At 59.4% G+C, this 26,673-nt stretch carries 21 protein-coding genes and 5 pseudogenes; 10 read left to right on the top strand and 16 right to left on the bottom strand.

The window, feature by feature from the left end:
* Positions 1–9: 9 nt before the first annotated feature.
* The 4 genes from KJF94_RS13350 to KJF94_RS13335 form a co-directional block, all read right to left on the bottom strand.
* Complete coding sequence (locus KJF94_RS13350) at positions 10–1,428, bottom strand: efflux transporter outer membrane subunit (protein WP_214384094.1); 1,419 nt, start codon at positions 1,426–1,428, stop codon at positions 10–12.
* Positions 1,421–2,611 (bottom strand): efflux RND transporter periplasmic adaptor subunit, encoded by a 1,191-nt coding sequence (locus tag KJF94_RS13345; protein WP_214384092.1) that lies wholly within the window; start codon positions 2,609–2,611, stop codon positions 1,421–1,423. The genes KJF94_RS13350 and KJF94_RS13345 overlap by 8 nt, the downstream gene beginning before the upstream one ends.
* Position 2,612: 1 nt before the next feature.
* On the bottom strand, positions 2,613–5,801 hold the full coding sequence (locus KJF94_RS13340; protein WP_214384090.1) for an efflux RND transporter permease subunit: 3,189 nt from the start codon (positions 5,799–5,801) through the stop codon (positions 2,613–2,615).
* Positions 5,802–5,979: 178 nt separating this feature from the next.
* A complete protein-coding gene (locus KJF94_RS13335; RefSeq protein WP_214384088.1) occupies positions 5,980–7,206 on the bottom strand; it encodes an MFS transporter in 1,227 nt (408 codons plus the stop codon).
* A 140-nt stretch (positions 7,207–7,346) separates the two neighbouring features.
* On the opposite strand from KJF94_RS13335, the gene KJF94_RS13330 reads away from it, so the two are divergent.
* Positions 7,347–8,255: a LysR family transcriptional regulator gene (locus KJF94_RS13330; protein ID WP_214384086.1), complete on the top strand. Its 909-nt coding sequence runs from the start codon at positions 7,347–7,349 to the stop codon at positions 8,253–8,255.
* A 47-nt stretch (positions 8,256–8,302) separates the two neighbouring features.
* Here KJF94_RS13330 and KJF94_RS13325 read toward each other — a convergent pair whose 3' ends face one another.
* Positions 8,303–8,713 carry a (R)-mandelonitrile lyase gene (locus KJF94_RS13325; protein WP_214384084.1) on the bottom strand — a complete coding sequence of 137 codons (411 nt, stop codon included), beginning with the start codon at positions 8,711–8,713 and terminating at the stop codon, positions 8,303–8,305.
* An 88-nt stretch (positions 8,714–8,801) separates the two neighbouring features.
* Between KJF94_RS13325 and KJF94_RS13320 the strand changes: the two are divergent.
* Positions 8,802–8,954, top strand: a pseudogene (locus KJF94_RS13320) (helix-turn-helix domain-containing protein); the annotation flags it as partial.
* A gap of 125 nt (positions 8,955–9,079) precedes the next feature.
* On the opposite strand, the gene KJF94_RS13315 reads toward KJF94_RS13320, so the two are convergent.
* Positions 9,080–9,910 (bottom strand): type 1 glutamine amidotransferase domain-containing protein, encoded by an 831-nt coding sequence (locus KJF94_RS13315; RefSeq protein ID WP_214384082.1) that lies wholly within the window; start codon positions 9,908–9,910, stop codon positions 9,080–9,082.
* 244 nt (positions 9,911–10,154) lie between these two features.
* On the opposite strand from KJF94_RS13315, the gene KJF94_RS13310 reads away from it, so the two are divergent.
* Positions 10,155–10,706 (top strand): chalcone isomerase family protein, encoded by a 552-nt coding sequence (locus KJF94_RS13310; RefSeq protein WP_214384080.1) that lies wholly within the window; start codon positions 10,155–10,157, stop codon positions 10,704–10,706.
* A 19-nt stretch (positions 10,707–10,725) separates the two neighbouring features.
* Complete coding sequence (locus KJF94_RS13305) at positions 10,726–11,250, top strand: DUF3833 domain-containing protein (RefSeq protein WP_214384078.1); 525 nt, start codon at positions 10,726–10,728, stop codon at positions 11,248–11,250.
* Positions 11,251–11,304: 54 nt separating this feature from the next.
* Here the strand turns inward: KJF94_RS13305 and KJF94_RS13300 are convergent.
* Positions 11,305–11,691: pseudogene (locus KJF94_RS13300) on the bottom strand (transposase); the annotation flags it as partial.
* Between the two features lie 104 nt (positions 11,692–11,795).
* Here KJF94_RS13300 and tnpA point away from each other — a divergent pair.
* From tnpA to tnpC, 3 genes are all read left to right on the top strand, one after another.
* Positions 11,796–12,125: an IS66-like element accessory protein TnpA gene (tnpA, locus tag KJF94_RS13295; protein ID WP_250548279.1), complete on the top strand. Its 330-nt coding sequence runs from the start codon at positions 11,796–11,798 to the stop codon at positions 12,123–12,125.
* Positions 12,092–12,457 carry an IS66 family insertion sequence element accessory protein TnpB gene (gene tnpB / locus KJF94_RS30205; protein WP_250548278.1) on the top strand — a complete coding sequence of 122 codons (366 nt, stop codon included), beginning with the start codon at positions 12,092–12,094 and terminating at the stop codon, positions 12,455–12,457. The genes tnpA and tnpB overlap by 34 nt, the downstream gene beginning before the upstream one ends.
* Positions 12,458–12,540: 83 nt before the next feature.
* Entirely contained in the window at positions 12,541–14,067 is a 1,527-nt protein-coding gene (gene tnpC / locus KJF94_RS13285; RefSeq protein ID WP_214384074.1) for an IS66 family transposase, read from the top strand.
* Between the two features lie 25 nt (positions 14,068–14,092).
* On the opposite strand, the gene KJF94_RS13280 is transcribed toward tnpC, so the two are convergent.
* On the bottom strand, positions 14,093–14,425 hold the full coding sequence (locus KJF94_RS13280; protein ID WP_214384072.1) for a DUF7957 family protein: 333 nt from the start codon (positions 14,423–14,425) through the stop codon (positions 14,093–14,095).
* A 50-nt stretch (positions 14,426–14,475) separates the two neighbouring features.
* Positions 14,476–14,671, bottom strand: a pseudogene (locus tag KJF94_RS30555) (hypothetical protein); the annotation flags it as partial.
* A gap of 4 nt (positions 14,672–14,675) precedes the next feature.
* On the opposite strand from KJF94_RS30555, the pseudogene KJF94_RS13275 reads away from it, so the two are divergent.
* Positions 14,676–14,807, top strand: a pseudogene (locus KJF94_RS13275) (transposase domain-containing protein); the annotation flags it as partial.
* Between the two features lie 31 nt (positions 14,808–14,838).
* Here KJF94_RS13275 and KJF94_RS13270 read toward each other — a convergent pair.
* Positions 14,839–15,899: pseudogene (locus tag KJF94_RS13270) on the bottom strand (IS1182 family transposase); the annotation flags it as partial.
* A 350-nt stretch (positions 15,900–16,249) separates the two neighbouring features.
* Here KJF94_RS13270 and mqo point away from each other — a divergent pair.
* Both mqo and KJF94_RS13260 read left to right on the top strand, forming a co-directional pair.
* A complete protein-coding gene (gene mqo / locus KJF94_RS13265; RefSeq protein ID WP_214384861.1) occupies positions 16,250–17,896 on the top strand; it encodes a malate dehydrogenase (quinone) in 1,647 nt (548 codons plus the stop codon).
* A gap of 209 nt (positions 17,897–18,105) precedes the next feature.
* Positions 18,106–18,771, top strand: coding sequence for a TIGR02466 family protein (locus tag KJF94_RS13260; RefSeq protein WP_214384070.1), 666 nt, complete (start codon positions 18,106–18,108; stop codon positions 18,769–18,771).
* 187 nt (positions 18,772–18,958) lie between these two features.
* Here KJF94_RS13260 and KJF94_RS13255 read toward each other — a convergent pair whose 3' ends face one another.
* From KJF94_RS13255 to KJF94_RS13230, 6 genes are all read right to left on the bottom strand, one after another.
* The gene (locus KJF94_RS13255) at positions 18,959–19,360 is read right to left on the bottom strand and encodes a GFA family protein (RefSeq protein ID WP_214384068.1); all 402 of its coding nucleotides are present in this window, start codon (positions 19,358–19,360) and stop codon (positions 18,959–18,961) included.
* A 144-nt stretch (positions 19,361–19,504) separates the two neighbouring features.
* The gene (locus KJF94_RS13250; RefSeq protein ID WP_250548311.1) at positions 19,505–20,284 is read right to left on the bottom strand and encodes an alpha-amylase family protein; all 780 of its coding nucleotides are present in this window, start codon (positions 20,282–20,284) and stop codon (positions 19,505–19,507) included.
* A 77-nt stretch (positions 20,285–20,361) separates the two neighbouring features.
* A complete protein-coding gene (locus KJF94_RS13245; RefSeq protein WP_214384064.1) occupies positions 20,362–21,351 on the bottom strand; it encodes an alginate O-acetyltransferase AlgX-related protein in 990 nt (329 codons plus the stop codon).
* Positions 21,348–22,001: an alginate O-acetyltransferase AlgF gene (locus KJF94_RS13240; protein ID WP_214384062.1), complete on the bottom strand. Its 654-nt coding sequence runs from the start codon at positions 21,999–22,001 to the stop codon at positions 21,348–21,350. The genes KJF94_RS13245 and KJF94_RS13240 overlap by 4 nt, the downstream gene beginning before the upstream one ends.
* Before the next feature lie 8 nt (positions 22,002–22,009).
* Positions 22,010–24,553, bottom strand: coding sequence for a bacteriophage N4 adsorption protein A (locus KJF94_RS13235; RefSeq protein WP_214384060.1), 2,544 nt, complete (start codon positions 24,551–24,553; stop codon positions 22,010–22,012).
* Complete coding sequence (locus tag KJF94_RS13230) at positions 24,550–26,664, bottom strand: glycosyl transferase family protein (RefSeq protein WP_214384058.1); 2,115 nt, start codon at positions 26,662–26,664, stop codon at positions 24,550–24,552. The genes KJF94_RS13235 and KJF94_RS13230 overlap by 4 nt, the downstream gene beginning before the upstream one ends.
* Between the last annotated feature and the right edge of the window lie 9 nt (positions 26,665–26,673).

Below are 26,673 nucleotides of genomic sequence, written 5' to 3'. Positions count from 1 at the left end.
AGCCGGACATCACCTGACTGATAGTTCCTGAGTGTCCCATCCCCCTCCCAAGGCCTTGATCAGGGCGACGCTCGCCGCCAACTGTTGCGTCTGCAAGTCGAGCACGTTGCGTTGGGTTTGCAACGAAGCGGTCTGCGCCACCACCACATCGAGGTAACCGACCGCGCCTTGTTTGTAACGGGCCATCGACAGGTTTTCCGTGAACTGCGCAGCCTCTGCCGCCGCGCGCTGATCGTCCAGCGCCGAGCCCAGGCCGTCGATGATCGACAGGTTGTTTTCCACCTGCTCGAACGCGGCCAGGACCTGGGCACGGTATTTACCCGCCGCTTCGGCGGTGGCGGCCGTGGCCGAATCGATTTGTGCCTTACGCAGACCACCGTCCAACAGCGTAACGGCCAACGACGGGCCGATGGCCCAAAACAGGTTGGGTGCGCTCAGGAGATTGGCGAATTCATTGCTCTGGTAACCCCCTTGAGCGCTTAACGACAGTGTCGGAAACCAGGCACTGCGCGCCACGCCGATGCGCGCATTGGCTGCCTCCACACGCCGTTCGGCCGCGGCGATGTCTGGACGGCGTTGCAACAACGCCGACGGAACCCCGGGGGGCACCATTGGCACTAGCAGCGTGGCGGTCCGTTGTTCGAGACTGAAGGTCGACGCCGAGGTGCCCACCAGCGCGGCGATCGCGTGCTCCAGCAAATCGCGCTGCACCTGGTTCTGTTTAAGCAGGGATTTTGCCGAGGACAGTTGTGCGTTGGCGCGAGAGACATCCAGCCCGGACACAATGCCACCGTCATGAAGACCCTGGGTCAGCTCCAATGCCCGGGAAAACGCCGCGCTGGTTTCGCTGAGCAGCCTTGTCTGCTGGTCCAGCCCCCTCAGGCGGATGTAGCTGTCAGCGAGTTGCGCCTGCAGGCTCAGGCGTACCGAGGCCAGATCGGCGCGCGATGCCTGCTCTTCATCGGTGCCAGCGGCCACCGAATCGCGAACGCGTCCCCACAGATCGACTTCATAGTCCACCTGCAGGCCCAGTGTACCGGCGTTGTAAACGTCCCCGGTGCTGCTGGCACGCAGCGGTCGGGTATCGGACTGGCGATTGCGTTGGGCGCTGCCGATGCTATTGACCGTCGGCAACTGTCTGGAGCTGACCTGGCTGACGAATGCCTGTGCCTGCTGGTAATGGGCGAGTGCGGCACTCAGGTTCGGGTTGTTCGCCAACAACTGCTGTTGCAGGGCGTCCAATTGCGGGTCGTTGTAAACATGCCACCAGTCATCACGACTGATTTGATCGCTGGGCGTGGCGGTGTTCCAGATGCCCAGGGTCTTGAACTGCTCAGGAGTCGGCACCGGCGGGGTCTCGTAGTGCGGCGCGAATGAGCAGGCGCCGATTGCAAGCAGCGCGGCAAACAACAGGCTGTGCTTAACCATGGGGATTTCCCTCGGCGTTCGCCGACGAGATCTGCACGGCATCCTGATCACTCAGGGCATCGGGTGGCGTGTCGATGATGCGGTCGGTCGCGGTGAGTCCGGAGCCGATTTCAACGCTGTCGCCAAAATCGCGAGCGATGGTCACGGTCTTGAACAACACGCGATCGTGCGTATCCAGTGTCGCGACCCGCAGGCCATGATCATCGTATTTCAAGGCGCTGGCCGGTATCCGCACCACACCGGCCTGTGCCGATAGCTCGAAACGCACGCTGGTGTAGGCACCTGGCAACAGGCGCGCGGCCTGATTATCGACTTGCAGTTGCACCAGCGTGGTACCCGTCGCCGGACTGACGGATTCGGCCGAGGCGATGACTGTAGCCATGAACACCTCCTTTGGATATTCCGGCACGCTGATCTGCGCGTTGCTACCGAGCTTGATCTGCGCCGCATACGACTGCGGCACCTGCACGTAAACCCGCAGGTGGCTGACCTCGGACACTGCAAACAGCTCTTGCCCACCACTATTGTTGCCGGCATTGATCAGTGCGCCGACATCAGTGGTGCGCGCGGTGACGACCCCGTCAAAAGGAGCCACCAGGCGCTGGAAACTCTTGGTCGCGGTCAACCGTTCGACATTGGCCTGAGCCGCCATGACCTGCGCCTGTTTGGCCGCGAGGTCGCCGTTGCGCTCGTCGACCTCCTGTTTCGATACCGAATCGGAGGCCAGCATGGCCTGCCAGCGCTTGGCGCTGGTGCCGGCCAGCGTGGCATTGGCCTTGGCTGTGGCCAGGTCGGCGCGGGCCTGCAAAAGTTGCTGATCCAGCTCCGGAGTGTCGATCTCGGCGAGCAGTTGTCCGGCTTTGACTCGGGTGCCGATCTCGGCCTTCCAGGATTTCAGGTAACCGCCGACCCGGGCAAAGATCGCGGCCCGCGACCAGGCTTCCAGGCGCCCGGGCAGTACCAGCGCGGGCAACTGGGGCACGGCCAGCGGTTTGACCAGCAGCACACTGGGCAGTGCCTGTTTTTCGGTCCAGGTTTGCAATGCGGCGGATTCGCTGGCGCGTCCGGTCATACCGAAAGCCACGATGGCGATCAGGACAATCAGCGCCAGCAGCAGGCCGACGCGCGCGCGCCCTTTGCCAGGGCGGGGTTGCGGATGGGATGGAGCCGTGTCGATATGCATGTCAAAACCTTTGGATAGCGGTGGTCTGAACGCGTGCATGACCCTGGCGCGCGTGGACGAGACTGAAAATGAGCGGCACCAGGAACAGGGTCGCGGCCGTCGCAAAGCCCAGCCCGCCGATCACGGCGCGTCCCAGCGGCGCGTTCTGCTCGCCGCCTTCGCCCAGGCTCAATGCCATGGGCGCCATGCCGATGATCATCGAGATCGCGGTCATCAATACCGGACGGAAGCGGGTAAAACCGGCTTCCAGCGCCGCCAGCACCGGATCGCCATGCTCGGCCAGGCGTTCGCGGCAAAAGCTCACCACTAGAATCGCGTTGGCGGTGGCTACCCCCATGCACATGATCGCCCCGGTCAGGGCCGGCACTGACAGCGGCGTGTGGGTGACGAACAACATCCAGACGATGCCGGCCAGTGCCGCTGGCAGCGCGGTGATGATCACGAACGGGTCGCTCCAGGACTGGAAGTTGACGACGATCAGCAGATAAATCAGCACCACCGCACCGAGCAGGCCGAACAGCATGCCGCTGAACGCGCTGTTCATCGTGGTGATCTGTCCCTGTAGCCCCACCTTCGAACCTTTCGGTACGTCGTTGGCGTGGGCGGCGATGATCTTCTGGATATCCGCGGCGACACCGCCAAGGTCACGGCCCTGAATCGAGGTCAGAATATTCACCATCGGCTGGATGTCCGATTGCGTCACCACGGAGTTGCTGTGGGTTCGCTCCACGGTGGCAAGACCGCCAAGGACCTGCGCGTTACCATTGCCACCGGCTGCCGTCGTCGCCGATGAGAGCGGCAGATTTCGCAGCGCTGCCAGTGTGTCGAGGCTCGATTGCGGCGTCTGGAGCACGATCGGGTACGACACGCCGTTGACGGTGTTGAGCCAGAATGTCGGCGCCACTTGACTGGATCCGGCCAGGTTCACCACCAGGCTGTTGGTGACATCGCGCTCACTGATCCCCACCAGTTGCGCACGGGTGCGATCAACATTGATGTTGAAGGTCGGCAACTGCTGAGACTGCTGGATCCGTGCGTCGACCACACCGGGGACGCGGCGGATTTCCCGCAGCAGCGTGTCGGCGTAGGCGAAGTTGGCCGGCAGGTTGCCGCCGATGATCTGCACGTCGATTGGCGCCGGCGTGCCGAAATTGAGGATCTGCCCGACGATGTCCGCCGGCGGGAACGAGAACACCACCTCGGGGAACTGTCGGGGCAGTTGCTCGCGAAACTGGCGTATGTATTCGGCGGTCGGCTTGTGTCCTTCCTTGAGGCTGATCTGTATATCGCCGTCCTGCGCGCCGATGGTGCCGGTGTTGTTGTACGCCATGTTGATACCGCTGATTGGCTGACCAATGTTGTCCACCACGGTGTTGAGCTCACCGGCGGGGATGATCAGGCGAATCGCGTTTTCCACCTCCGCGATGGTCCGCGTGGTGGTTTCCAGGCGTGTACCGACGGGGGGGCGGACGTGCATCAGAATTTGCCCGGAATCGACCGCCGGGAAGAAGTTTCGACCCAGGGATGGCACCAGTGCGAAGGAAGCGACAATGAAGCCGAACACCGCGACCAGCACCGTCTTGCGATGCTCCAGCGCCAGGTGCAGCAAATCGTGGTAGCCCTTGCGGATGCGCTCGAAACGTACCTCGAACCCCTGCTGGAAACGCACCAGCGGATTGCGGCTGTGGGCGCTGCCTTCACCCGGCACATGGGGCTTGAGCAGGTAATTGGCCATGGTCGGTACCAGGGTCCGCGACAGGATGAATGAGGCGATCATCGCAAAAATCACCGCCAACGCCATCGGCACGAACAGAAAGCGCGCCACACCCTCGAGAAAGAACATCGGCACGAACACGATGCAGATACACAGCAGCGCGACGAACGCCGGGGTCACGATTTGCGCGGCGCCGTCCAGGATCGCGTCCTGCACCGACTTGCCTTGCTCGAGGTGCCAGTTGATGTTTTCGATGGTCACCGTGGCATCGTCGACCAGGATGCCGACGGCCAGCGCCAGCCCTCCCAGCGTCATGATGTTAAGCGTTTCGCCCAGCGCCGACAGCGTGGTAATTGATGCCAGAATTGCCAGCGGGATCGACACCGCGATGATTAGCGTCGAACGCCAGCTGCCCAGAAACAGCAGAATCATCAGACTGGTCAAACCGGCGGCGATCAAACCTTCACGGGCCACACCACTGATTGCGGCGCGGACGAACAAGGATTGGTCACCAATCGGTTCGATGCTCAGGTTTTCCGGGAACTGTGCTTTCGAGTCGGCGAGTTTGCTCTTGATGCCGGCGATTACCCCAAGGGTCGATGCCGAACCGGTCTTGAGTACCGGAATCAGCACGGAAGGACTGCCATTGACATGCACGATGTTGGTTTGCGGTGGGTTGCCGTCCTTGACCGTGCCAATGTCGCGAATCAGCACCGTGGTGCCATTGGCGGACTTGATCGGCAAGTCTTCAAGGTCCTTGAAGGCCACTGGCGAGTTGTTCAATTGCAGCGAGTATTCGTAGCCGCCGATCTTCTGCGTGCCCACGGGAGTGATCTGGTTCTGCGCCGCCAGCGCAGTGGCGACGTCCTGGGCTGACAGCCCTCGCGCCTGCATCTGGGCCGGGTCGAGATCAATCTGCACTTGTCGAGACTTGCCGCCGTACGGAAAGGGTACTGACGCGCCGGGCACGGTGGTCAATGGCAGGCGCACACTGTTCAGGCCCAGGTCGCCCAGCTTCTGCTCGCTGAGGTTCTTGCCCGACAGGGCCAGTTGCACAATGGGCACGGTCGAGGCGCTGTAACTGAGGATCAACGGTGGCACCGTGCCCGGCGGCAGGTTACGCAACATGAACTGCGACACCGAGGTCAGTTGCGCGTTAGCCGTGGCGATGTTCACTCCGGGCTGGAAAAACACCTTGACGATGCCATAGCCATTGAACGACTGCGCTTCGAGATGGCGAATGTCGCTGACCGTGGTGGTCAGTACCCGCTGGAACGGCGAGGTGATGCGGCCCGCCATCTGATCCGGTGACAGCCCGGTGTATTGCCAGATGACCGCGATCACCGGAATGCGGATTTCCGGAAAAATATCCGTGGGTGTCCGCAGGGCCGCCAGAGGCCCGACGATGAGGATCAGGATGGCGAGTACGACAAAGGTATACGGCCGTCTCAAAGCAACGCGCACAAGGCCTAGCATGGGAAGTTTCCAGATAAGCGTTATAAAAAAATCGAGGACCGGCGAGAGGCCCAGACCTCGACATCCGGGACGACGCGTTTGTGGGTGTTATGCAGCAAGAAGGTATAAGCCGACCAAGTCCGTAGGAGCGGCTCGCGTACAAACCCTGCTCCTACGGGTATCGGTAATCTGTTTTGCTTTATCGCACGCCGACATCCGCGCTTGCCTGGCGGCGCGGCGCGCCGAGCCAGTGGATGGCCAACGCAATCAGCCCGAGCGCAATGCCGAAGACCACGATGCCCGGCCAGCCGTAACGGGTCATCAGCCAGCCGCTGATGGTCACGCCTAGCGCGCCGCCGAGGAAGGTGGCGGTCATATAGAGGCTGTTGATGCGGCCCTGTGCTTTCGGATCGACTGCGAAGGCGCGAGTCTGGTTGGACACCAGTCCCGACTGCACGCCGATATCGAGAACAATAACGCCGATCACCAGGAAAATAATCGAGGTCTGCGCCCCAGCGAGGAGCAGGAAAGCCAGGGTAACGATGCCGATACTGGCCCCAATCACAGTCCGCGAGCCCAGCCGGTCGGTGGCGCGACCACCCAGTGAAGCTGCAAGCGCACCGGCTGCTCCGATGATGCCGAAGCCGCCTGCCCACGCACTGCCAAGGTGCCAGGGACCATCGCTCAGGAGCGCCGCGAGGTTGACCCAAAAGGCGTTGAAACACGCCCACAACAGCGCCTGGACCATCATTGATTCACGGATCGGACGATTGTCGCGCGCCAGTGGCCAGAGCGAGGCGAGCAGCTTTCCGTAGGACAGGGTGGTGGTGGGCACCCCCCGCGGCAGGAGCATCGCCGCAGCGATAAACACCGGGATCATGAACGCTGCTTCCACGCCGTAGACCGCGCGCCATCCCCAGGCTTCCCCAACCACGCCGCTGATTGTGCGACCAAGCAGGATGCCAACCATGATGCCGCTGACCACGGTGCCGACCGAACGCCCACGCTCTTCCGGCCGCGACATCACCGCGGCGAAGGGTACAAGTTGCTGGGGCACGCAACTGACGACGCCAAGGCCAAAAGAAGCAGCGATCAGCGCCCAGATGCCGGGCGCAAACGCCGCCGCCAGGCCGAATAAAAAAGCGACCGCAATCTGCCCAAGCACTAGCTTGCGCCGATCAAAACGGTCACCCAGCGGCAACAGAAAGGCTAGCCCGAATGCGACGCCGAGCAGCGCTGCGCCGGCGACGAGATCGACCGTCGTCAGGTCGATCCCCAGGCCCGACGAGATCAACGGCAGGATCGGTTGAGTGGCGTAGATGTTGGTGATCACAGCGCCAGCGATGATCGCCATCATGATGATCTTGCCGCGCGACGCTACTGCGGGTGCAGGTGAACTAGCAGATATATTGGGCAGGCCGCTCACGGCGCTCTCCTTATCAATCTCCCCAGTATGTGCAGCGGGACGCCGCGGGCCGGAGGTTAGGGTTGAACCTTACCTACTCGTATTTATCAAGAGAATCACATAGGATTGGGAAGCATCCTTCCGAAATTTGGTAGAGTCTGATGAATCGTCTTGAATCCATGTCTATCCTCATCGCCGTCGTTGATGCGGGCAGTCTGTCGGCGGCCGCGCGTCGCCTCGGCATGCCCCTGACAACCGTCAGCCGGAAGGTGGCGGAACTGGAAGCGCATCTGCACACACGCCTGTTGCATCGGACGACGCGACAGCTTTCGTTGACCGAGGCCGGCGACTCGTACGTGGCGGCCTGCCGGCGCATTCTCGAAGACATTGGCGAAGCCGAACGCGCGGCGACGGGTGAATACGCCAGCCCTAAAGGCGAACTGGTGGTCACCGCCCCGGTCGTGTTCGGGCGCTTGCACGTGGTGCCAGTGGTGGCGGAATTTCTAGCGCACTACCCGGAGATCGACATCAGCCTGGTGCTGACCGATCGCGTTGTGCATCTGATGGACGAACACGCCGATGTCGCAGTGCGAATTGGCGAACTGCCCGACAGCATGCTCATGGCGACGGAAGTCGGAACAGTGCGCCGGGTTGTTTGCGCGAGTCCGGCCTACCTGGCAACCCATGGCGTGCCGACCACACCACAAGATCTCGCCGGGCATGACTGCATCACCTTTGAAGTCCTCGCGTCCATGCGCGCCTGGGTGTTTGGCGCCGGCAAGTCAGAACTGTCCGTGCCCGTGCATTCACGGCTTACCGTCAACACCGCCGAAGCGGCTATCGCAGCGGCGATTCTTGGGGTGGGCTTGATCCGTGTGCTGTCCTACCAGGTCGCAGACTCGGTACGAGACAATGAACTGAGCATTGTGCTCGATGAGTTTGAATCAGCGCCCTTGCCGATCAACCTCGTGCACAAAGGGCAAACGCCGCTGCCGTTGAAGCTGCGCGCGTTCTTCGATTTTGTGACGCCGCGGTTGCGGATTCGTACGTCGGGGGGGGGCAACACATAGCGATCCTCTGACAGCATGTAAACGGCGCTGTCATGAATGGCGTCAAATCATTCGCCAGGCGGGCCGACGTTATATTCCTCGTCGGTGACCTTTTCCATCCAGACGACACTCACACCGTCCAACGCTTCCTGGACGCCAATGTGGGTCATGGCGGTGGTTGCGCTTGCACCGTGCCAGTGTTTATGGCCCGGTGGGCACCAGATGACGTCGCCGGCACGAATTTCCACGATCGGTTCGCCTTCACACTGAGTCCAGCCACAGCCTGCGGTGACAATCAGCGTCTGACCCAGCGGATGGGTATGCCAGGCGCTACGAGCACCGGGTTCAAAGGTGACGCTGACGATGGACGCTCGGGCGGGTTCAGGAGGGTTGTTGAGTGGGTCCATACGGACGGTGCCCGTGAAGTACGCTTCAGGGGCTTTTATCGATGGCTGCGAGCCTGTGCGCTTGAGGATCATGATCCAGTCCTATTGATAAATGAAAAGGAAACTGTGGGGGCTTCATGCTCCGCATACACTCTATGCATGACTTGGAGTAAAGCTACCCATGGAAGCCAACCGATTGGGTGACATCGCTGCATTTGTCTGCGCCGTGAAGGCTGGAAGCTTCACCACAGCGGCGGCCTCTCTCGGTCTGAACCGATCGGCAGTGGGAAAAAGTGTAGTTCGCCTGGAAAGCCGGATGGGCGCGCGGTTTCTCCGCATTCGAGGAAGGTCTTCCGACACATAAGCTTGCAGCGTGTCGGGATAGACGGTGGTGCTGGAGCCAAAGCAGATCGACCCGCAGCACCTACGGCCTGGCTTGCCTGGAACGGCCGCCCAGGATTACTTCAGTTTCGCCAGCATGGCCACGGCGACTGCCTTGGCCGACTGTGGGTTCTGGCCGGAAATGACTTCGCGGTCTTCGATCACGTTCTCGCTCCATGGCTTGGCTTCGGAGAAGTTAGCACCGGCTGCCGTCAGGCCATCCTGCGGGAACAGTTTCATATGGCCGCCGCCGAGGAAACCTTTGGCCTGTTCCTCTTCCGCGTCGGTGAAGGCGGTGACTTTGTAGCCCTTGTAAATCCAATTGGCTGGCGCTGCCGGCTGTTTGCCCGATTCCAGCGCGGAGACAAAACCGTGCGCGTCCGGGATCGCCGACAACATGGCTATGGTGCCATGGCAGGTGAAGCCGGTGATCTTGCCTTTTTCATGGAAGTTGGTCAGCAGTTGGCCCAGTTGCTTGTCCTTCAGCAGATCCTGCATCGGGATATGGCCGCCAGGCACGAATACGGCATCGAACTTGTCGTAGCCGATTTTCTGAACCTGCGCGAAGCTGATTGCCGGAGAGCCGCTCTTCGAGGTCAGCTTCAGCGTGTCCAGCAGCGCGAGACTTTCCTGACGGGCCTTCTCATCACCGCCCCAGAAGCTCACATCATTGGATTTCTGGTCCGCGGTTGGCGCCTTGCCGCTCGGGGTGGCAAATACGACGGTTTGACCCGCCGCGATGAAGGTCTGCACCGGTTGCATTAACTCGTTCAGGAAGAAACCTGTTTGCATGACCTTGCCATCTTTCAGGTCCAGTTGATCCTGATCCGACAGTACGACCAATACCGTGCCGGCGTTGGCATAGTTAGCGGCAGCGGCCAGCAGGGCGGCAATAATGGTTTTTTTCACGGGATTCTCCAGTAGGTATGGTTTGATGGAGCCATCCTATTACTAGTGCGAGCGGCGATAGAGCCCCTGAATTGAATTTCACTTATTACATTGAGTAATCAAAAGTCGGGGCTTGTCTTGAACGAAAGACCCAGCGCAACGACGAGCCGATGTGTCTGGCCGGCTGTTTGAGACGTAAGCTGTACAAAATAAATATTTGGTATAACTTTTAAAGGCGCCTATTGAGTCATATCGAGGGCTTCGCATGACTAGGCAGACGGGCCGCTTAATCCGCCACGCTATCTGTTTTGTGCTGATGTTCCAGAGCGCTGAACTATTTGCTGATTGGCGCGAGGCTATTCCCAATGCTCGTCGGCTGGGTAGCGGGGAGATGCGCGTATTCGGTTTCTCCATCTACAGCGCGCAGTTCTGGAGCCCACGCCTGATTGCAGGTGAACCGCTGGATGCGGATGTGCCTTTTGCGCTGGAGCTGACCTACAGTCGCGCTATTAGTCGCGATGATCTGGTCGAGGCCAGCATCAAGGAAATCCGTCGCCTGTCGCCCACCCCCCCGAATTCAAAGCTGATGGCTCGCTGGGAGAGGGAGATGCAGCAGGCGTTTGTCGATGTGCGCGCCGGTGACCGCATCACCGGTGTCTATTTGCCTGGAGAGGGCGCACGTTTTTACGTCGGCGAGAAGCTACAGCATGTGGTGAGGGATGATGCGTTTGCCAAGGCTTTTTTTGCCATCTGGCTAGATCCCCGAACTCGCAACCCGGAGCTGCGCGCCCAATTGCTGGGCGCAGCTAAACCCTAAGACCGTTGAGGAAATGCACATGGTGAAGATATGGATATTGCTGCTATGCATTGGCCTTGCAAGTTGCAGCCGGGTGGATGTGCAAACCTACAGCCAGGAGACGCCCACGCTTGAGTTGCGAGAATTCTTCGAGGGTCGGGTTGAAGCCTGGGGTATGTTTCAAAAGCGTTCTGGCGTGGTCACCAAGCGCTTCCACGTGGAGATCATTGGCCACTCCGAAGGTAGCAGGCTGATACTCGACGAATCATTTACGTACAGCGACGGTACTAAGCAAAAACGAGTGTGGACGTTAACCCCGGTTGGCTCCAGTCAATGGCGCGGAACCGCTGGCGACGTGGTGGGCGAGGCGCTTGGTGAGGTGGCAGGCAATACACTGCGCTGGAGATATGTGCTGAGCCTGCCGGTGGATGGCAAGGAGTATCAGGTTCAGTTAGACGACTGGATGTACCTTATGGACAAGAACACTATGATCAATCGCTCGTTCATGACCAAGTTCGGGGTGGAGGTAGGCCAAATCACCTTGTTCTTCCGCAAACAACCTTGATTCAGAAACAGACTGCGCCACGCAGACGCATCGCGAAGTGCGCTAGCCGGGGTTTCAACACGGAGATTGCACGACGGCCCCGGAACTGTTGATTGTCAGGAATTTCGATTTCATGACCCGTTTCAGGTTGTAGGCGAGCACATTCAAGCTCATCTCCGCGCTCACCCCGGCCAGCTTTCGCGTCAGGAAGTGCGTCGCACCCATCCATTGTTTGAGCGTCCCGAAGGGATGCTCAACAGTCCGTTTTCGGACTCGCATCATCTCTGGCGCTTTGCTCAGCCGCAGCTGCATCTCCTCCAACACGTCTTCATGCTCCCAGCGTCGAACTCGTCGTTCCGTGCTCGGTGTGCACTGCAATTTCAACGCGCAACCCTGGCATTTCGAACTCCAGTAACGATGCAACTTCAGGCCTTTTTCAACGTAGGAGTAGTGCCAGATCAGCGTAACCGTCCGGGCAACACACCTTCCTGACACCGTCGCTTGAGGCGATGGTGTCCACCTAAATTTAAGTGGACACCATTTTTAGCCTTTTTAAGCGGACGCCCATGCCACAAGAACGTTCTTATTCCAAGTCTTTCAAGGCCCAAGTCATTGCCGAATGCGCGCAGCCTGACAGCTCGATTGCCAATGTCGCCTTGACTCACAACCTCAACGCTAACCTTGTCCATAAATGGATTCGGGCGTACACACAGAAAAACCTGGCGCAGCAAGCTGCGTTTATTCCGGTCAAGGCAACGCCGCCGATAGCGACGCAGCAAGTTCTTCCTGCCACGATTCGAGTCGAAGTGCCTCATTCAAAGGGGGTAGTCGTGGTGAGTTGGCCGTCAGAAAGTGCAGCGGCATGCTCCGCGTTCTTACGAGACCTGCTGCGATGATCCGCATCGACACCATCTGGCTCGCCACCGAGCCCATGGACATGCGCGCCGGCACTGAAACTGCGTTGGCGCGGGTCGTGGCCGTGTTCGGTGCGGCGAAGCCGCACTGTGCTTATCTGTTCGCCAATCGCCGCGCCAATCGCATGAAAGTGTTGGTGCATGACGGTGTCGGGATTTGGCTGGCCGCTCGACGCTTGAATCAAGGACGCTTCGTTTGGCCGGGCGTGCGGCACGGTTCTGAAGTCGAGTTAGATGCTGAGCAACTTCAAGCCTTGGTGCTCGGTTTACCTTGGCAACGCGTCGGTTCCGGAGGAGCCATCACGGTGCTCTAACTCGTCCGCAATAGCGCGCTTGCCAGCGCAATTAGCCCATCAGTCTATCGCCGCTACTAGCCCTCTCTGGCAAAATCCGCGGCATGACTTCGCATCCGAATCTCGATCAATTAAACCCTGAAGAACTGCGTGCCTTGGCGGCGCAGTTGACCCAGCGCGTCGAGACGATGGACAAGCAAATCACTCATCACAAGTCGGTCAACGAGAAGCTGGCCCACGAGATCGCGCTGCTCAAACGCTTCAAGTTTGCCAAGCGCAGCGAGCAACTAAGTCCGGATCAAGCCAGCTTGCTCGACGACTTGATCGACACCGATATCGCCGCCATCGAAGCTGAGCTTGCAGCGCTGCAACCGGCGCCCGTTGAAGGCAAAGTACGCCAGCAACCCAAACGCGCTGCCCTGCCGCCGCAGTTTCCTCGCACGCTGATCCATCACGAACCGGACAACAGCCACTGCCAATGCGGCTGCGCCCTCAAGCGTATCGGCGAAGATGCGAGCGAAAAGCTCGACTACACGCCGGGTGTCTTCACCGTCGAGCGCCACATCCGTGGGAAATGGGCCTGCGAGCAGTGCGAAACGCTGATCCAAGCGCCGGTACCGGCGCACGTCATCGACAAAGGCATCCCGACGGCGGGCCTGCTGGCCCACGTCATGGTGGCCAAGTTTGCCGACCATCTGCCGCTGTATCGGCAGGAGAAAATCTTCGGCCGCGCCGGACTGCCTATTGCTCGCTCGACCTTGGCGCAATGGGTGGGCAACTGCGGCGTGCAATTACAGCCGCTGGTTGATGCGCTGCGCGAAGCCGTGCTGACGCACGGCGTCGTCCACGCCGACGAGACCCCGGTACAAATGCTGACGCCTGGCGCGAAGAAAACTCATCGCGCTTATGTCTGGGCCTATGCCACCAGCCAGTTCTCCGATCTGGCGGCGGTCGTTTATGACTTCAGTCCGAGCCGTGCTGGCGAACATGCCCGAAACTTCCTTGGCAACTGGAACGGCAAGCTGGTCTGCGACGACTTCGCTGGCTACAAGGCAGGCTTTGAACTGGGCGTCACGGAGATCGGCTGCATGGCCCATGCACGCCGCAAGTTCTTCGACTTGCACGCGACCAACAAGAGCCAGATCGCCGAAAAAGCGCTGCACCACATCGCAGCCTTGTACGAAATTGAACGAGAGGTACGCGAGCTGGAACCGGGTGTCCGGCAGCGAATACGGCAGGAAAAAGCAGCGCCGATCATCGACGCACTTCATACCTGGATGATCGCCCAGAGGCAGCTTGTGCCTGAAGGCTCGGCCATCGCCAAGGCGTTGGATTACAGCCTAAAACGCTGGATAGCGCTGACGCGCTATCTCGATGACGGTGCTGTGCCCATCGATAATAACTGGTGCGAGAATCAAATCCGGCCGTGGGCACTTGGGCGCTCGAACTGGTTGTTTGCAGGCTCGTTACGTAGTGGCAAACGTGCGGCTGCGATCATGAGTTTGATCCAGTCGGCGCGGATTAATGGGCATGATCCGTACGCTTACCTGAAGGATGTACTTACGCGCCTACCGACGCAGCGGGCAAGTGAGATTGCCGAGCTGCTGCCACACAAATGGGCGCCCGTTTAACCGTCTTTGGAGACGCGGGCAGTGTTTATTTCGTGAAGCAAGTCTCTAGAACTTGGCCAGATGTTTCATCTATCCGGCAATTGAATCCAGAAAAATTTCCTACCCAAAGAGGCTCCTCGTTCGTTACACCGGTATAGGCATCCACGGCCCCCATTCCAATAGCTGGCGCTCGCCAAAGTAGATTGCCTGACGAGTCGTAGCAAAAAAGATTTTGCGCAGGAGCATTCCTCTCAAAAGCCATCCAGTCAAACGTCACCAGCACCCGTCCGTTGATCAATACGGCTTCAAGGGCAGGATATTCAACCTCAAACCTTATCCCCTCTCCGAAAATCCAGTTACCGCTAACTTCGAGTTGCATGCGCTCTCTTCCTGTCCTTATCACCGCGATGGTTACTCCAATGCGGTTTTCTACCGTATCACGCTGCGACGTCGGTTTGACCTGCTCCAGCCTGCTGTCAGGTACGTGGCGGCCAGAGGTTGAAAGCTCTGTGATTCGGTGCTGATGAACTCCAGGTTTTCATCCCGTGGTAAGCGCGCAGCGCACGTTATCGGCGATGCCGGCCGATCCGCGCTGCTCTACCCAATCGGAAAGCTCCTCCACTGCGACGAGTTTGATCCAGTCGGCGCGACTCAATGGGCATGATCCATACGAGTATTTGAAGGACGTCCTGACACGCCCGCCGATGCAGCGGGCGAGTGAAATTGACGAGTTGCTGCCGCATAGGTGGACGCCCGTTTAACCACGCAAGGTGTGTTGGGCGGACGCTTACAGATCAGCGCCTCTGCAGCCGGGCAAATGTATTCGTTTTTTGCCGCGTCATAGACGAAGGCATCGTTATTGAAACGCCCGTCAGCCTTGGCTCCAGAGGTCATCGGTTTGGGCACATAGGCGGTGATGCCGGCATCGTGACAAGCCAGGATTTGTTCGCTTTTGAAATAACCTCGGTCCGCCACCACCGACAACGTTTCTGACGCTATCGCCTCGCGGGCCTGCTTGGCCATTGAACTGAGTTGATCGCGGTCGGAACTGACGTTGGTCACCTCGTGCGCAACGATCAAATGGTGCTGCGTATCGACCGCTGTCTGCACGTTGTAGCCGACGATTCCTGTGCCGCGTGTCATCATGGACCGGGCGTCTGGATCGGTCAGTGAGACCTGTTTATCCGGCGATTCATTGAGCTGGATTTCGATCGCTTGAAGCTCCTTCATTTGAGTTTTGAGCTTGGCGATTTTCTCTTCCAGCCGCACGGCGCTGGGCTCGGAAGCTGTTGGTTCTTGCCGATCGGCAGCATCGAGTGCCGCCAGATAACGGCTGATGCTCGATTCAATTTCTTCCATTCGCCGCTTCAGTTTGGCGCTGGTGAAGTTGCGGTCGCGGTTGTTGACTGCTTTGAATTTACTGCCATCGATGGCGACCAGATGTTCTCCAAACAATCCCAACTGCTGACACAGCACAACGAACTGGCGACAGACGCCTCGGATGGCCTTGCTGTTGTCTTTTCGGAAGTTGGCGATGGTCTTGAAGTCCGGCATCAAACGCCCGGTCAACCACATCAGTTCGACGTTTCGCTGGGCTTCTCGCTCCAAACGTCGGCTCGATTGGATGCGGTTGAGATAGCCGTAGATGTAGATCTTCAACAGGATCGCGGGGTGGTAAGCCGGCCGGCCAGTATCGGCTGGAATGGCTCCTTCAAAACCCAGATTGACCAGGTCGAGTTCGTCGACAAAGACGTCGACCACGCGCACCGGATTGGTATCGCTGACGTAGTCGTCGAGGCTCTCGGGAAGTAAGGTGCTTGGTCTCGATGTTCACCTTGGATAAAGCGCTTCATGGGCGATCCCTGCGATGAAATCCTCAGAAATCATAGCAAGGGTTCGCGAAGGCGTTTTTACACACTCTGGGCCGATAGGCGCCTGTCGTGTAGTGCTGATTTCGACCGGATTCCGGGTGTGGCCTGAATTAAATGCAAATTGGCACAAAAAGTATGCAAACACCTGAACAGGACTCTTCAATCCTCGTTACCCTCATTTCCATTGGGTGCCGAGCATAAAACCCAATCGGGCTCCTGGATTCACGTGATGCTTGATCTTGAAGCTTCTCACCAGGTCTTTACCACCGATCACCAACGATAGAGCCAACTGAGCGGTAGGGATGACCGTAATTTTGCGGGAGAAGCACAAGATGAACACGAAAAAACTGAGACACATTCTTGCCGGTTTAACGCTGTCTTTTGGCGCTGTTCATTCGCACGCCGAAGAGGCCAAAAAAGTCGATGTACTGTTGATCGGTGGCGGGATCATGAGCGCGACACTGGGCGTTTGGCTAAATGAGTTGGAGCCGGGGCTCTCGATGGAAATGGTCGAGCGCCTGGACGGTGTCGCCCTGGAAAGTTCCAATGGCTGGAACAACGCGGGTACAGGTCATTCGGCTTTGGCCGAATTGAATTACACACCGCAAGACGAGAACGGAAAAGTCACGATCTCGAAGGCCGTTGAAGTCAATGAAGGCTTCCAGTTGACCCGTCAATTCTGGGCTTGGCAGGTCAGGCAAGGCGTGCTGAAGAACCCGCGTTCGTTCATCAATTCAACCCCGCACATGAGCTTCGTCTGGGGCGATGCCAACGCCAGCTTTCTGAAAAAGCGTTATGAGGCGTTGCAGGCTAGCCCGTTGTTCCGCGGCATGCAGTATTCCGAAGACCCGGCCGTGATCAAAAAATGGGTTCCGCTCATGATGGAAGGGCGTGATCCGAAGCAAAAAATCGCGGCCACGTGGAACCCCAATGGCACCGATGTCAATTTTGGAGAAGTTACCCGCCAACTGGTCGGTTACCTGCAAACCTCGCCGAAATTTGCCCTGAAACTGTCAAGCGAAGTGCAGGACATCACGCGAAACGAGGACGGTAGTTGGCGCGTCAGCTACAAAAACCTCAAAGACGGTAGCGAAACCGTAACCGATGCCAGGTTCCTGTTCATCGGTGCGGGTGGTGGCGCGCTGAAGCTGTTGCAGAAATCGGGTATTCCCGAGGCCAGGGAATATGCGGGCTTTCCAGTGGGCGGCTCATTCCTGGTGACAGAAAACCCGGCCATCACCGAGCGGCATCTGGCCAAGGCCTACGGCCAGGCGTCGGTGGGGGCACCACCCATGTCGGTTCCGCATCTGGATACCCGTGTACTGGACGGTAAGCGCCTGATCCTGTTCGGGCCATTCGCAACCTTCAGTACCAAGTTTCTCAAGCAGGGCTCCTTCCTTGACCTGCTGAATACCACCACGATAGACAATGTGTGGCCGATGACTCGCGTCGGCATCAAACAATATCCACTGGTCCAATACCTGGCTGGCCAACTGATTCTGTCGGACGAGGATCGGCTCAATGCATTGAAAGAATACTTCCCCAACGCCAAAGCCGAAGACTGGCATCTGTGGCAGGCAGGCCAGCGCGTGCAGGTGATCAAGCGCGACGAAGCTGCTGGTGGCGTCCTGAAACTGGGCACGGAGATTGTTACGTCCCAGGACGGCACCATTGCCGGTTTGCTGGGTGCCTCTCCAGGCGCGTCGACCGCAGTACCCATCATGGTGAGCTTGCTGCAGAAAGTCTTCAAAGACAAAGTCGCGACGCCCGCCTGGCAGGAGAAACTGCATCAGATCCTCCCGAGCTACGGTACCCAACTTAACGACGATCCGGCAAAAGTGGCTGAAGAGTGGGCCTATACAGCCAAGATACTTGAACTGATGCCCCCACCGGCGATCAGTCAAGTCGCTACGCCGATTGCTGAAAAGGAGGAGGGTAAGCCGATGAAGGAAAAGGCACCGGCTGACATGGCTCTGTGATTAACAAGACCACTCATTCGGAGTGTTCGGTGTCGCTGACCTAGAGATAAAAGCCCGCTGGACGTTAACCGTCAGCGGGCTTTTTAGTGGGTCGATGGCACAGATGGGAATTGAGTGACTAAAGACAAAGACTTTAACAAAGGTTTACATCTCCTATCTATTTCGGTCGGTATAGTTTTTTTCAACGGGCACCACTTGGAAAAAACGCAATGCAGTCGAGCACTAATCTAATAGATCCTGAACTGATAAAGATTCAACGGCTGTTTGCAACCCCCCTTGCCAGTATCCAGTACCCCGACGCTGAAAGACTCAATGCTGAGCTGAAAGCTATAGTCACACGTCGTATGGCGGAAGATCGCAGCGGCGCGCAGCGTAGCAATGACGGCGGCTGGCAGTCCGCGAACGATTTCCCTGAATGGGGAGGGGAAGCCTGCGATGCTTTGGTGAGGTTTGCCACAGAGTTCGCCATTCAACTTACAGCGGTTCATAGCGAGCAATACGGATTAACTGAGCCCAGTTTCGAATGGAAACTCAACGCTTGGGCAAATGTTAATGAGGCAGGCCACAGCAATTCACTTCATGGGCACCCTGGTGCATTTTGGTCAGGGGTTTACTGGGTCGACGCCGGCGGCCGAGAGGACGATCCAGCAGTTGGAGGTGATCTAGAGTTTGTAGACCCGCGCGGTATGGTTGCATCGACATACAATCCTGCTCTGCGAATGAGAGTCGAAGATTGCCTTACTGCCGGCTTTAGTTGTAGTTGTGCTGCCAGAAGTGGAACATTCATCATGTTTCCGTCGTGGCTAATGCATTCAGTGCGACGTTTTGAAGGGGCAAGGCCGCGAATCTCTATAGCTTTTAACTTCGGTGCGTAACTAGAGGCGGAGTTTGAAATTCGTATCAGGCTCGGAGTTAACAAACAGTCTACTTCACGTTCTCTACATGCATGTCGATGAAGATGAAGATGAAGATGAAGATGAAATCGTTTTTGTCAGTGCTGGCGTGATAGAAAAAGGATTCTGTAGTGAGTCGTCAGCGATATTGTCATCCAGGCTCGAAGCGTTATCGAGACTGCGGCCAGTGATCCTGAATGTCATGCCATGGCGCCCTTGACGTCACCTCGACATGCTTCTGTTTGTCGCTGGTAAAGGGCGTGTCCAGCGTACCGAGGGCTATGGAGATCCAACCGGAGTATTCGCCCTGGCTGTTTGACCAGAAGAGCGACGAACCGCAGTGAGTACAAAACTGGCGCTCGACAGATTCAGAGGATGGGTAAGACCGGATGTCATCGCCACCCCGTACAAGAACAAAATCGTTACGCAACACACTGCCGTAGCTCGCAAATGCGGCTCCATGGCTTTTGCGGCACTGGCTGCAATGGCAGTGCGAAACTGCTTTGGGGCGTGACTGGAGCTGGTATTGGACGGCACCGCAAAGGCAACTGCCTTGGAACGTATCAGTCATTTTTGGTGGCGATCCACTGATGAGGGGACGGCACTTTAAGCGGTGGGCGGATGCAGTGTCGAGCGACTGCTCAAGGCTGATTGTTCCCCATTGCGAGGAACCGCCTTTGGCCGAAAGCACGCGCCTGACGCTTCCCGATCTACATTATCGCCCGAGTTGCTCCACCAACTCAGGCGTCACGTAATGCGGCCCGTCGAACAGGTAGAGCGGATAACCGTCATAGGCGGCCAACTGCGGTTTGAGTTCGGCGGCGGTGGCAGAGCGGAATCCGCCACCGAAGTTGGGGCGGAAGGCTTCGACGATGATCCGCACCCGGTCTTTGCCCAGACGCTGGCGCAGGGCGTCGGCGTAGGTTCGGGCGACCGGTGCGGTGCGGGCGTAGACACCGACGCCATCCTGGAAAAACACGCCAATGTCATTCGGCAGCCACTGCTTGAGCCATTCGGCGGTGGCGGCGGGGCCGATATTTGCGCCGTCGTAAACGCTGATCCACAACGGTCGCGGCAGTTTAGCGAGCAGGGCGGGCAATTCTTTGGCGCGTGTCCAGCTGGGGTCGACTTCGGCAGGGAAATACCAGCCGGTGACGTGGAGTGGCGTCGGCAGTTTGGCGATGCGTTCCGAGACTTTAGCCAGTTGCTCGATGTTGTCCCGCGAGCGATTCTCGCTGAAATAACCGGCCAACCCGAGGATCACATCCTGCGCCCAGGGCGCCTTGGCGATGCGCGTCCAGTCGGGCAGCACCGGCACACTGGGCAGGCCGGTGCCGGGAACAAATGCCTGATCGTCAACGACGGTCCATTGCACCAGCAGTTCGCGCGCACCGAGTTTTTCCCAGTGGCCTTTGATGCCGACCGTTTTGTTATCCGGCTGCCAGACGATGCCGACAATCCCCGGGCTCAGGGCCTTGTTTGTCATGTAGAGCATGCTGGTTCCTGCGCTGAGGGTGACGGCAAACAACACCGCTGCCACGGTCGCGCGGCTGGCGGTGTAGCCAAAAATGTTCACGGCAGTGCCTTGTTGATGCGCTGATGCCATTGGCTCAGCGAGGTGACGCCTTTGGCGCTCCAGTTGGCAGTCGCATCGGGGCCGAGATGGAACTGCCCCTCATTGAATTGCCAGACGATCACTTGCGGCTTGTGTTGGGCAAAATCCGCCGACTCCAAGTACTGCAGCAGCGTAGCCCACGGACCGACATCGCCGGGGTTCCACGTCAGTGCGACGGGGCGGTCCAGGGCATTGGAGAGCTTCTGGGTAAAACCCAGGTAAGGCTGGACAAAGCTGTTGCCAATGACTTGCACCGGTGCCGGCGCGTCATCGATCAGCAAGTCGTTTTCTGCCTGATGGCGAACGGTGTAGATGTCGCGACCAATCGCCTTGCGTTTGATCGCCGGTAGAAAGTTGCTCGCCAGGTCGCCGAACGCGCGGCGGTCGAACCACTGACCCAGTGCGGCGCCACTACCGGGTTCGCCTTGCAGCCGATAGCGTTCGGTAATCAGTTGCGCCGTGGCGTCGGCGGTGTTTTCGGCGCTCCAGGCGGTCCAGTGATAGTCGGCGCGGTAAAACGCGGTTTGTTTGCCTTGCTCGGTCTTTTGCAGGATGGGCTTGATGTTCAGCGTGCTCAGGCCGGCGCGAGTCAGGTCACTTTGCAAGTGGTCGTAACGCTGCATCACCGCCGCGCTGATCGGCTGATCGGCCGGCAGGCGTTGGGCATAGAACGGCGCTTTCATCGGCACCACCAGCACGATCAGCCCGATATGTTCGCGTTCGAGTTGCTGCTGGAGTTCCTTGACCAGCGCAATGTTGCGGGCAGTGCCGGTGTTGTCGACCTTGCTCAGGCTTTCCCAGGCCGGGAACAACCACCCGCCGTTGCCCGTGATCACGGCCGATGCCGCTTGGACGGCGGTGCTCGAGAGGATCAGCAACAGACCCGCAATCAGGGTGGAAACCGCCAGGCGAGGGGTAAAGCGTTCGTGTTGGAAGGGAGTGGTCATGGCGCGGTCTGGTCCACAAGGCCAATCAATCGTGGTGCCTGGCCGGAGCCGATCAGGAACAGGCTGTAACGATCGCCGGCCTTGAAGGGTTCCAGCTTCAACGGCAGGCTTTTGTGCTCATTGCAGCTGGCAACCAGCGTCGCCTGCACCGGGTTGATCGTGCGCTGGGCTTGTCCGTTGAACGGCACCTGACTGAATACCGGAGCGCCATTGGCCAATTGGACGTTGGCCTTTTCGCAACCGCTGCCCAGGTTGTACACGTTGAGTTCCGCGCGCAGGTCTTTACCGCGCAGGGGCGGGTCGATCACCAGGCGTGGCGCACGTGCCGGATCGCTGTCGAGAATCAGCGTGACCCACGCACTTTTGGGTGCGCTCAGACCCTGTATCTCGCGACCATTGACGGTGACCTGCAACGGCTGTCGCGAGTCCACGACCTGAAAGGGACTGGCCACCGCACTCTGCGCGGAGAGGGCGACACTCACGCCTTGGCCCACCCGAACCTGCATGGCCGTGTCGGATGGATTGACCACCCGCAGCCACGCCGAACCCTCGGGCAATTTTGGCGCGTACAACTGGGCAATTTCGGGAGCGGCCTGGGCCCACGACGGGAGCAGGCCAAGGCCCAGCCACAAAAAGATTCGAACGTTCATGCAAGTCCTCAATAGGAGTAAGTCAGGCGACCGAATACGCCTTGAGCGCGATCATCGCCCAACACCTTCACGCGGTACTGCAGGGAAAAATCCACGTAGGAGCGGGGCGCGTTGTACGCGTCCTCGCGGAACCAGTAGCGGACGTTATTGCCGACACCCACGCCCCCGGCCTTGCCGGATGACGAGTCGGTGCTGCCATCGGCATCGGTCGCGCTGTTCATTTTCGAGTCGTAGTCGAACGCGGCCACCACATGGGGAAAACTGACCCAGCGCGAGCCCGCGCCGCCGATGGCGTAGCTGCGACCGACCTGCCATTCGCTGTTGAAATAGTCACGCGAGTCGTTGATGTAATGACCGGCTTCAGCGAAGAACTGCGAGGTCCACCAACTGGAGGCGTCGACCCGCAGATCGGTGCCGACGCTTGAGCCATAACCCAGGCGCACCAGCCAGTCGCCATCGACGTCCGATGATCCAATCGGGAATGTGCGTTCGACGGCGGCCATCACGTTCAGCGACGTGAACGGTTTGACCCGGACTCCGACGGCGCCTTGCAGCGCATCGAAGCCGGTATCCGAATCGCCGTTCTTGCTCCACAGCGTGTCAGTGACGCGGCCGTAGAGTTCGACAAAGCGAGCGTTGCGATAACCCAAAGGGCGCCAGGACAGTTCGGTGCTGTTTTGCAGGCTGTCATTGCTGCTACTGCCGCTGCTCGGCGCTGAACTCAGGCCACTGCTGGAATTGTTGCCGCGATAGCTGGTGGTGCTGGTCAAGCCGATCCTGCGCGACACATCGCCCACTGCGCGGCGGGTGTCGAACAGCTGTTGCGCAGGCATGTCCAGATCACCGGATGCTTGCGCATCGATGACGCGTTTGAAGTAGGCGACGGCCTGCTCGTCGTCATTGACCCGCATGGCGTTATAGGCCGCGTCCTGAGTGGCGGTCGGCGTGAGTCGGGTGACGGCATCGGATTTACGAAATGACGCGTGGGCGCCGTCGTCATCGCCGGTCTGGACCGACAAATAAGCGATCTGCAAATCGCTCATCGACTCCAGTTCGCCGGTGTCCCGCGCTTGTTGCAATCGTTCGCGCGCGGTCCGGCGCTGGCCGATGGCGGCATACAGGCTGGCCTCTTCGTAAGCGGGTAGACTGCCCAGAGCCAGGGCCTGAGTAAAGTCCTGACGTGCACCGGAATCGTCACCCGATTGCTGACGCAGGCGACCGCGTTGGGCCAGCAGCCGAGCGTCATCGCCGGTGTTCTTCAGACCATCGCTGGCCGCCGCGATGGCTTCGGGCACACGTTTCTGCTCGCTCAGGGCGCTGACCAGCAGACGTCGGTAAGCCGGATTCTGCGGCGCACGGCGAATGGCTTCAGTCGCCAGGGCACCCGTTGTTGCCGGGTCTTTGCGAGCCAGCGCGGCGTAGGCCTGAGCGGCCATCTCGGTTCCGCCGTCGCGCTGGTTGCCCGGCCAGATATCGCAGACCAGGCCGAAGGCGGTTTCCTGACAATTCAGGGCCGGTGCCGGAAAGCGCGCCACAGCGTTCGAGCCGTTGACTTTCTGTCGCAACGCCATGCGAGCAGCGGTACGTCGGCGGGCCACTTCACCGTTGTCATCGTCGGCCAGTGCCTGCAGATGATCGAGCGCTTGTTGCGGCTCGCCGTGGGCCAGTGCGGTGTCGGCGGCGAAGAAACGAATGTCGCGGGTTTCTGTTGCCAGCAGGCCATCGATGGCCAGGGCGTGATTCAGGTCCGCCTGGGCCGCCTGGGTTTTGCCCTGTCGATCGAGGGCATAACTGCGCAGAATCCACGGTGCGATTTCCCCGTCGTCCTGGGCCAATGCGCCTGACGCCGCAAGTTCGGCGCCACGGTAGTCGTTGGCGGCGAGCAGGGCACTGATCAGCAGTTGCTGATTGGCGCCGATTTCCGGCGCCCAGGCCACGGCTTTCCTGGCCTGGTCCACAGCCAGCGGCACACGGCCTTGCTCCAGGGCGCGATACCCCGCAACCGCCAGTGGCGCCGCCAGTTGCCGACGAATCGCTTCGCGGCGCATCAGCAACGTATCGTCGTTCGGGAACACGGCCAGGGCCTGGGTGGTGGCCTGATCTGCGTCCTGCAGATGTTGCTGGCGCTGCAGGGACTCGATCAGCAGCAGTCGATAATCCATGCGTTTGGGTGCTTGAGCGATGGCGATACGTGCCGCTTGAGCCGCCGCGCCGAAATCATCGCGATCATAGGCCTTGAAAGCCTTTGCCGCGGCACCGAAGCCGGGAGCCTGACGAGACTGCGGATAGCGCTTGGGATGGTCACGCAATTCCTTGTCGCGTTGAGCCAGCGTAATCAGCGTATTCAGGCGCGTGATGTCGGCGCGCTGACGCAAGGCTTCGCGTGCCTTGGCGATGGCCAGGTCATAGTCTTTGCGCTCGTAGGCACTGTACGCCTCGTTGGCGGTGACATAGGCCGGGCCGGTCAACGGCAGCGGCAGTGTTTCGCCGTGCACAAACGCGGGCAGCAGGCTCAGCCCCGTGGCCATGAGGGTCAGCAAGGGGCGGTTCATACTGAAAGCTCCGCAGGGTAGTGACTGTGCTGACGTGCCACGGCCTTTTCGATAGTGGCGCGCGGCAACACGCCGCTATCGACCAGATAGTCGCCGATGCGCCCGTGACGCTGCGGGCGGTACTGCAACATGGCGCGGTTGAACTCGTCGCGATCCAGCAGGCCCATTTCGATCAGCAGGTCACCCAACAGTGGTGCGCGGGCATCGGGCAGGGCTTGGCCATCGCGCACGTTCAGTTGACGCAACTGCGCAACGATTTCGCTTTCCCGGGCAATCAGCTGCACCGGTTCGCTACCCAGTACCTCGCTGACCTGTTGCAGGCCGGCGGCCGGCAACGGGCTGGCCACGGCAACTTGTGCGCGGCCGTCGGCATTCAAACCAAGCGGCACTACGCGCCAGCGCAGGGCGAATTCATCGTCCAGGGTCAGGGTCGACGACTGCGCCTTGGCGGCCACATCGAACACCCGCGGCAGGTCATTCTGGAAGGCGATGGCTTCCGCCAGTGTCTCGTCATCCAGCCAACCGTTGCTGAGCAAAATCCGCCCCAATGGCATGTGCCGGGTTTTCTGTTCGATGAGGGCACTTTGCAGGTCGGTTTCGTTGATTGCCTGCCAGGACAGCAGCACGCTGCCGAGCTTGCGCGGTGCGGCCGCGACCAGGTCGGTGGACGGGAAGTCGTGCATGGTCTTGTCCCACACCAGTTTGCGGTTCATCACCTTGCCGACGATGAACATGCGCCACGCGCGGGAAGCGGCCATGAAGTTGACGAAGTTACCCACGACCATACGCGGGATGGATAGCAAACCGTGCTGCCAGCCGTACAGCACGGTGGTGAAATAGCAGCGGTGGGCGATACGCCAGGCCAGCGCGATGCCGTTGGCCAGCAGCAGGTATTGGATGAAGCCATTGGTCTCGAACGGCGTCGGGAAACTCACGTCCCACAGGCCGCTCTGGCGCAGGATGATCAGGCCCAGAAGCTGCACCAGAATCACGTAGGCGATGATGCTGACAAACGCAGTCACCACGCCTTTGCGATCACGGAACAGCAAATAACGGTTGGCCAGCGAACCGTTCCAACCCATTTGTTCCCAGCCTTGCAGGCCAATGCCCAGCGTCCAGCGAGCTTTCTGGCGGAACGCGGTGCGGAAGGTATCGGGAAAGAATTCGCGCACGCACAACGGCATCTTCAGGGTCGATTCGTAAGGCTTGCGAAACCAGGATTTACGCAGCACGCGAAACTGCACCGGGAAACGCACGAAGATCGCGTTCATTCCGACCTTGGCCAGGCGCGCGCCAACGTCGTAGTCCTCGGTGAGGCTGTCGGTGTTGAATGGCTGGTTCTGGGTCTCCCCGGCCAGCACACGCAGGGCACGATGGGAGAAACAGGTGCCGACCCCGGCGGACGGCACCGTGTCGGTCATGCTTTCACGCACCACCAGATCCTTGCCGTGCCATTCGGCGAATTCGTCCATGTAGGTGCCGGCCACCCACTCGTACCAGTTGCGCTCCAGCGACACCACGGGCAACTGAATCATGTCCTTGCGCGGCAGCAAGTAGTTGAATAGACGCAATTCCATTGGGTGCAGCACGTCTTCGCTGTCGTGCAGAACCACGCCGGCGAAGGTCATGCCGTGGGTTTTTTCGTACAGGAAAATCGCCTGGATCACCCAGTTCAGGCAGTCAGCCTTGCAGGTCGGCCCGGCATGCGGGACTTCCACTCGATGCAGTTGCTTGTAGCGCCGACGCATGCGCTCCACTTCATCAATGGTGCGCTGATCGTTGATGTAGGTGCCGACGAAGACCACATAGTTCTGGTAATCCAGGGTCGACACCATGTTCTCGATCATCGGCGCGATGACGTCGTATTCCAGCCAGGCCGGGACCATGATTGCCAGCGGCTGTTCGTCCCGGGCCATCAATTGCTCGGCGGTCAGCGGCCGGTATTTTCGGTCCACGGTGAACTTGCGGAACAGGCGTCGAGACCAGTACCACAGGTCAATGAACAGATCGTCCAGGCTGGAGATCAGGATCAGCACCGCGACCACGATGGTCGAGATCTCCAGGAAGCTGTAGTAGTGGGCCAGCCAGTAGGGCCAATAAAGCGACGTCATCGAAGGGTT

Origin of the sequence: Pseudomonas hormoni (genome assembly GCF_018502625.1) — a bacterium.
In the GTDB taxonomy this organism is placed as follows: domain Bacteria; phylum Pseudomonadota; class Gammaproteobacteria; order Pseudomonadales; family Pseudomonadaceae; genus Aquipseudomonas; species Aquipseudomonas hormoni.
The sequence above is the reverse complement of the archived record's forward strand: the minus strand, read 5'-3'. Positions and strand labels throughout refer to the sequence as shown.

Bases quoted from the DNA above. Each gene is read 5' to 3' on its own strand.
- KJF94_RS13280 (WP_214384072.1), bottom strand. From the start codon at position 14,425: ATGCAACTCGAAGTTAGCGGTAACTGGATTTTCGGAGAGGGGATAAGG.
- KJF94_RS13240 (WP_214384062.1), bottom strand. From the start codon at position 22,001: ATGAACGTTCGAATCTTTTTGTGGCTGGGCCTTGGCCTGCTCCCGTCG.
- KJF94_RS13325 (WP_214384084.1), bottom strand. From the start codon at position 8,713: ATGATCCTCAAGCGCACAGGCTCGCAGCCATCGATAAAAGCCCCTGAA.
- mqo (WP_214384861.1), top strand. From the start codon at position 16,250: ATGAACACGAAAAAACTGAGACACATTCTTGCCGGTTTAACGCTGTCT.
- KJF94_RS13245 (WP_214384064.1), bottom strand. From the start codon at position 21,351: ATGACCACTCCCTTCCAACACGAACGCTTTACCCCTCGCCTGGCGGTT.
- tnpB (WP_250548278.1), top strand. From the start codon at position 12,092: ATGCTCCGCGTTCTTACGAGACCTGCTGCGATGATCCGCATCGACACC.
- KJF94_RS13230 (WP_214384058.1), bottom strand. From the start codon at position 26,664: ATGACGTCGCTTTATTGGCCCTACTGGCTGGCCCACTACTACAGCTTC.
- KJF94_RS13250 (WP_250548311.1), bottom strand. From the start codon at position 20,284: ATGCTCTACATGACAAACAAGGCCCTGAGCCCGGGGATTGTCGGCATC.
- KJF94_RS13235 (WP_214384060.1), bottom strand. From the start codon at position 24,553: ATGAACCGCCCCTTGCTGACCCTCATGGCCACGGGGCTGAGCCTGCTG.
- KJF94_RS13340 (WP_214384090.1), bottom strand. From the start codon at position 5,801: ATGCTAGGCCTTGTGCGCGTTGCTTTGAGACGGCCGTATACCTTTGTC.
- KJF94_RS13255 (WP_214384068.1), bottom strand. From the start codon at position 19,360: ATGACTGATACGTTCCAAGGCAGTTGCCTTTGCGGTGCCGTCCAATAC.
- KJF94_RS13350 (WP_214384094.1), bottom strand. From the start codon at position 1,428: ATGGTTAAGCACAGCCTGTTGTTTGCCGCGCTGCTTGCAATCGGCGCC.
- KJF94_RS13305 (WP_214384078.1), top strand. From the start codon at position 10,726: ATGGTGAAGATATGGATATTGCTGCTATGCATTGGCCTTGCAAGTTGC.
- KJF94_RS13330 (WP_214384086.1), top strand. From the start codon at position 7,347: ATGAATCGTCTTGAATCCATGTCTATCCTCATCGCCGTCGTTGATGCG.
- KJF94_RS13260 (WP_214384070.1), top strand. From the start codon at position 18,106: ATGCAGTCGAGCACTAATCTAATAGATCCTGAACTGATAAAGATTCAA.
- KJF94_RS13345 (WP_214384092.1), bottom strand. From the start codon at position 2,611: ATGCATATCGACACGGCTCCATCCCATCCGCAACCCCGCCCTGGCAAA.
- KJF94_RS13310 (WP_214384080.1), top strand. From the start codon at position 10,155: ATGACTAGGCAGACGGGCCGCTTAATCCGCCACGCTATCTGTTTTGTG.
- tnpA (WP_250548279.1), top strand. From the start codon at position 11,796: ATGCCACAAGAACGTTCTTATTCCAAGTCTTTCAAGGCCCAAGTCATT.
- tnpC (WP_214384074.1), top strand. From the start codon at position 12,541: ATGACTTCGCATCCGAATCTCGATCAATTAAACCCTGAAGAACTGCGT.